The sequence below is a fragment of the Pseudomonas sp. GD03858 genome, from assembly GCF_029840925.1.
Classification (GTDB): Bacteria; Pseudomonadota; Gammaproteobacteria; order Pseudomonadales; family Pseudomonadaceae; genus Aquipseudomonas.
Map to the genome: position 1 here is coordinate 1 of NZ_JAOCDM010000187.1, position 4,844 is coordinate 4,844.

The 4,844-nt window shown below is 66.6% G+C and carries 3 protein-coding genes; all 3 read right to left on the reverse strand.

Features of this window, described 5'->3' with window-relative positions; translation table 11 throughout:
- A partial coding sequence (locus tag N5D48_RS25580) for a TldD/PmbA family protein (protein WP_279888887.1) occupies nt 1-1,297 on the reverse strand: 1,297 nt, incomplete at its 3' end.
- The gene (locus N5D48_RS25585; RefSeq protein WP_279888889.1) at nt 1,297-2,739 is read right to left on the reverse strand and encodes a TldD/PmbA family protein; all 1,443 of its coding nucleotides are present in this window, start codon (nt 2,737-2,739) and stop codon (nt 1,297-1,299) included. The genes N5D48_RS25585 and N5D48_RS25580, both read right to left, overlap by 1 nt.
- 30 nt (nt 2,740-2,769) lie before the next feature.
- Nucleotides 2,770-4,566, reverse strand: a complete 1,797-nt coding sequence (locus tag N5D48_RS25590; RefSeq protein ID WP_279888891.1) for an acyl-CoA dehydrogenase — start codon at nt 4,564-4,566, stop codon at nt 2,770-2,772.
- Between the last annotated feature and the right edge of the window lie 278 nt (nt 4,567-4,844).

Sequence of the window (4,844 nt, forward strand, 5' to 3'; positions counted from 1 at the left end):
CCGGCAAATGACTCGACCCGGTGCTTCGCTGCCCGTAGGTACTGGTCGAGAGGATCATCTCGCGCTCCTGGGTCAGGTCTTCGAGCTGGCTGCCCAGCAGGTTGTACAGGCTGTCGTCGAAGCGCATGGTGCTTACCGGCCCCTGAATCTGCCCATTTTCCACCCAAAACGTGGCGAAGCGGGTCAGCCCGGTCATGCGCGCCGCGGGCAGGTCCGAATAGTTCAGGTACCACAGGTTGCTGATGTACAGCCCGGTGCCCAGACGCTCCAGTACCTCTGCGCCGGGCAGGTTGCCCGGGGCCAGGCTCAGCGCGCACGGCGACTCATGGCTGTCGGCGCCATTGGCCTCCTGGGCGAACTCGGCGGCGCTGCGGGCGCTCACCAGCCTTTCCAGCGCCCTGCCTTCACCGATCAGCAGCAGGTCGCGACGGGGCGAGCCCTCGTCGGAGAACGCGGGGCTCAGCGAGCCGCTGACCTGCTCGCTGAAGCTCACCCGCGGGCTCAGTTGCGCGTCGCCGCTGTACAGGCGCTGCAGCGGGCTGTTGCCTGTGGCCAGGGCCTGCGCGGAGAAACCACCCCAGCACAGCATCCCGGCGATCTCGTCCATTGCCGCTGGCGCCAGGTAGGCACGGTAGCTGCCGGGCTTGAGGGTGATGGCCGGGCGTCCCAGGTGCGCCAGCTGTTCGCGGGCCTGGCGCAGGCGCGCGGCGAAGGTCTCGCCGCTCCAGGCCTGCCCGGCATAGTTGGCCTTGACTGCCTGGCCGTTGGCGTGGAACAGGCTCCAGTCGAAGTTGAAACTGTTGGCCTGGTGCCAGCCGAAGGCCCCGAAGGAACTGGCGAAGCCCCGACAGATGGGGCCGGCGGCATAGATGCCGACCAGGTCCAGGTCACCGGCTTCGCGCTCGACCAGGGCCAGCACTTCGTCCAGTTCGGGCAAGGGCTGCTCCAACAGGCTATGGCTGTGCCAGGCGCTGTCGTCGAGGTTCAGGTAGGGATCCACCGCCAGCAATGGCAAGGTCTGGCGCAACTGCGCCAGGGCATCGTGCAGACGCCGCTGGTCGAGGTCGGGATCGTCACCCAGGGTGATCTGCTGCTCGGCCTGGCGCCCTTCGCGCACCAGCCGCAGCTGCACGCTGGCCTGGCTGACCAGCCCGGCCTGGCGCACCTTGGCATGGTTGAAGCGCACGAACTGCGAATGCTCGGCGCTGTAGCCAAGGGTGAACTGCTCGCCCGGTTGCACGGCGGCGTTCAGGCTGTCGAGCAGGTTTTCGAAACGTTGCTGGTACAGGCTGCTCATCAGGCGTCTCCCCCGAATACGTCGACCTGGCGGAACACGCAGGCTGGCGAGGCGTGGCCGACCCTTACCACCTGGTTGGGCTCGCCCTTGCCGCAGTTGGGCGTGCCGAGCACCTGGAAGGTGCTGCTGTCGCCCACGGCCGAGAGGTTGCGCCAGAAGTCGGCGGAGATGCCCCGGTAGTTCGGGTTCTTCACCACGCCCTTGAGCTCGCCGTTTTCGATCAACTGCCCCCACTCGCAACCGAACTGGAACTTGTTGCGCGCATCGTCGATGGACCAGGAGCGGTTGGTACGCATCAGGATGCCGTGCTCGATGCCACTGACCAGTTGTTCGAGCGACTGGTCGCCCGGCTCGATGTTGAGGTTGGCCATGCGGTCGATCGGCGCGCGGTTCCAGCCGCAGGCGCGGCTGTTGGCCACGCCATCCAGGCCGGAGCGCAGCTGCGACAGGGCGCCGCCCAGGGGGCGCACCAGCAGGCCGTCGCGGATCAGGAACTGCTTGCTGGCCGGGGTGCCGTCGTCATCGAAGCTGTAGCTGGCCAGTTCCTCGCGGAGGGTCGGGTCGAAGGTCACGTTGAGCAGCTTCGAGCCGTATTGCAGATGGCCGAAGTCACCGGCTTTGACGAAGCTGGTGCCGGCGTAGTTGCGTTCGTCGCCGAGGATGCGGTCCAGCTCCAGCGGGTGGCCGATGGACTCGTGGATCTGCAGCATCATCTGGTCGGGCATCAGCAGCAGGTCGCGCCGGCCGCTTGGAGTATTCGGTGCCAGCAGCAGTTGCAGCGCCTCGTCGGCCACCCGGCGGGTCGCGCCGACCAGGCCACAGCGCTCGATCACCTCGAAACCGCCCTGCTGGCCGAAGTTCTCCCGGCCCAGGCTACGGCTCTGGCTGTCCTGTCCGTCGCTGGCGGTGACGCCCAGGCCCGGGTAGACGAAGCGCTGGGCATGGCGCAACTCGGCGCCGGCGGAGTTCAGGTAGGTCTGCTCGACCACGCTGATGCCAAGGCTGGCCTGCCAGTCCACCAGGCGTTCGTCCTTGGGCACGCTGGCCGATTCGGCGGCCAACAGGTCGAGGCAGTCGGCGAGGTTGGGCAGGGGCTGTTCGAAGTTGGGCGAGACATGGTCGTGGCGCCCGTCCGGGGCTGGCCTGCCGCTCAGGTCGAGCAGGCTGCTGGCCTTGATCCGTCGGGCCAGCGCCTCGGCTTGCTCCAGGGCACGTTGCAGCCCAGCCTGGGACAGGTCGGCGGTGGCCGCGTAGGCCTCGACGCCATCCACCCGCACGGTGAGCATGGCGCCTTCGTCCTGGCTGAAGAAGGGCGGCTCGGCGACGTTGCGCCGAACCGACAGTGACTGGTGCGATTGCTTCACATGGCGAAGCGAGAACAGTTCGGCCGTGCTGCGCAGCGCGGCAAAGCGCTGGCGCAGCAGGGTGCTGGAGTCGAACATCGGAAACCTCCGTGTGTGCGGTGGTTCCCCCTAGAACCACCCCTCTTGCATCGCGAGGCAGGTGTCGTCGCGGGCCTCGAGCAAAGCGAGGTCATTATGGCAGCCCGGCACTTCCCAGGTGAGGAAATAACGCGCGGCCTGGAGCTTGCCCTGATAGAAGTCGCGGTCGCTGCCCTTGAGCAGGCCGACCTCGGCATGAATGGCCTGCTCCAGCCAGCGCCAACCGATCACGCAATGGCCGAACACCTTGAGGTACAGCGCCGAGTTGGCCAGCGCGCCGGCGACCTTGCCGGCGGCCAGGTCGCCGAGCAGGGCGAGGGTCACGCTCTGCAGGCGGTTGACCAGGTGCTCCAGGGGCTGGCGCAGCGGATCGAGGTTCGGGTGATGGCTGGCGCGTTCGCAGGTGCCGGCGATCAAGCGGATCAGTTGCTTGAGCCCGGCGCCGTTGTTCTGCGCCAGCTTGCGCCCGAGCAGGTCGAGGGACTGGATGCCCTCGGTGCCTTCGTGGATCGGGTTGAGACGGTTGTCGCGGTAGTACTGCTCGACCGAGTACTCGCGGGTGTAGCCGTGGCCGCCGAGGATCTGGATCGCCAGTTCGTTGGCTTTCAGGCAGAACGCCGAGGGCCAGGACTTGACGATGGGGGTGAGCAGGTCGAGCAGTTCCAAGGCTTGCCGGCGAGCCTCAGCATCCGCGGCGGTGTGGGTGTCATCGAACAGCCGGGCCGCGTATAGGCCCAGGTCGAAAGCACCCTCGACGTAGGCCTTCTGTGCCAGCAGCATGCGCTTCACATCGCTGTGCTCGATGATCGGCACGGCGGGGCTGTACGGGTCCTTGTTGTCCGGCAGGCGGCCCTGTGGGCGTTGGCGGGCGTAGTCCAGCGAGTAGAGGTAACCGGCGTAGCCCAGCATCACCGCGCCCATGCCGACGCCGATGCGCGCCTCGTTCATCATCTGGAACATGCAGGCCAGGCCCTGGTGCGGCTGGCCCACCAGGTAGCCGACGCACTGGCCGTTGTCCCCGAAGTTAAGCGCCGTGGAGGTGGTGCCGCGCCAGCCCATCTTGTGGAACAGCCCGGCCAGCAGCACATCGTTGCGCGGCCCCAGGCTGCCGTCGGCACTGACCAGGTACTTGGGCACGATGAACAGCGAGATGCCCTTCACCCCGGGCGGCGCGTCCGGCAGTTTGGCCAGGACCATGTGCACGATGTTCTCCGACAGTTCGTGGTCGCCGCCGGAGATGAAGATCTTGTTGCCCTTGAGCCGGTAGGTGCCGTCGCCTGCGGGTTCGGCGCGGGTGCGGATATCGGCCAGGGACGAGCCGGCATGGGGCTCGGTCAGGGCCATGGTGCCGAAGTAGCGGCCCTCGATCATCGGTTGCAGGAACAGGCGTTGCTGTTCGTCGCTGCCGAAACTCTCGATCAGGTTGGCCGCGCCCATGGTCAGGAACGGGTAGGCCGTGGTGCCGGCGTTGGCGGCCTGGAAGTGGGCGAAGCAGGCTTGCGACACCAGGCTGGGTAGCTGCATGCCGCCGACGTCGAAGTCGCGGTTGGCGTTGAGGAAGCCCGCTTCGAGGAAGGCGTCGACCGCAGGCTTCACTTCCGGGATCAGCTCGGCACGGCCGTCCACGTAGCGCGGCTCGTTTTCGTCGCCCTTGCGGTTGTGCGGGGCGAAGTACTTTTCGGCAATGGTGCGGGCAGTGGTCAGCGCCGCGTCGAAGGTCTCGCGGCTGTGCTCGGCAAAGCGCGGGCGCTGGGTCAGGGCCTCGGCGTCGAGGACTTCATAGAGTTCGAAGGCGAGGTTGCGGCTGCTGAGGAGTTGCTCGGGCATGGCGGCATTCCTGGTTCGGGATGCAGCGAGTCTAGGCAAGGTGATGGGGCAGGGGACAGGTTAATTGGTTTGAGTGATATGGCGGCAGAAGTTGCCATCGCCCAGGCCGTCTTTGGGTTGCGCCGGGCGGTATGGGCGTGGGTGTTACCCGTCGCAAAGCCTTGTCACGCAATTGCGCTTATATCGATATCGATATAGTTTTATCTTTGCCGCTCATGGAGAGCTTACGTCTCCGATAAGGACAAGCCAGGCGAGTGCATTGGCGGGAGCGTACAGGA

Excerpts from the sequence above, each read along its gene's own strand:
- N5D48_RS25590 (WP_279888891.1), bottom strand. The coding sequence starts at position 4,566 with ATGCCCGAGCAACTCCTCAGCAGCCGCAACCTCGCCTTCGAACTCTAT.
- N5D48_RS25585 (WP_279888889.1), bottom strand. The coding sequence starts at position 2,739 with ATGTTCGACTCCAGCACCCTGCTGCGCCAGCGCTTTGCCGCGCTGCGC.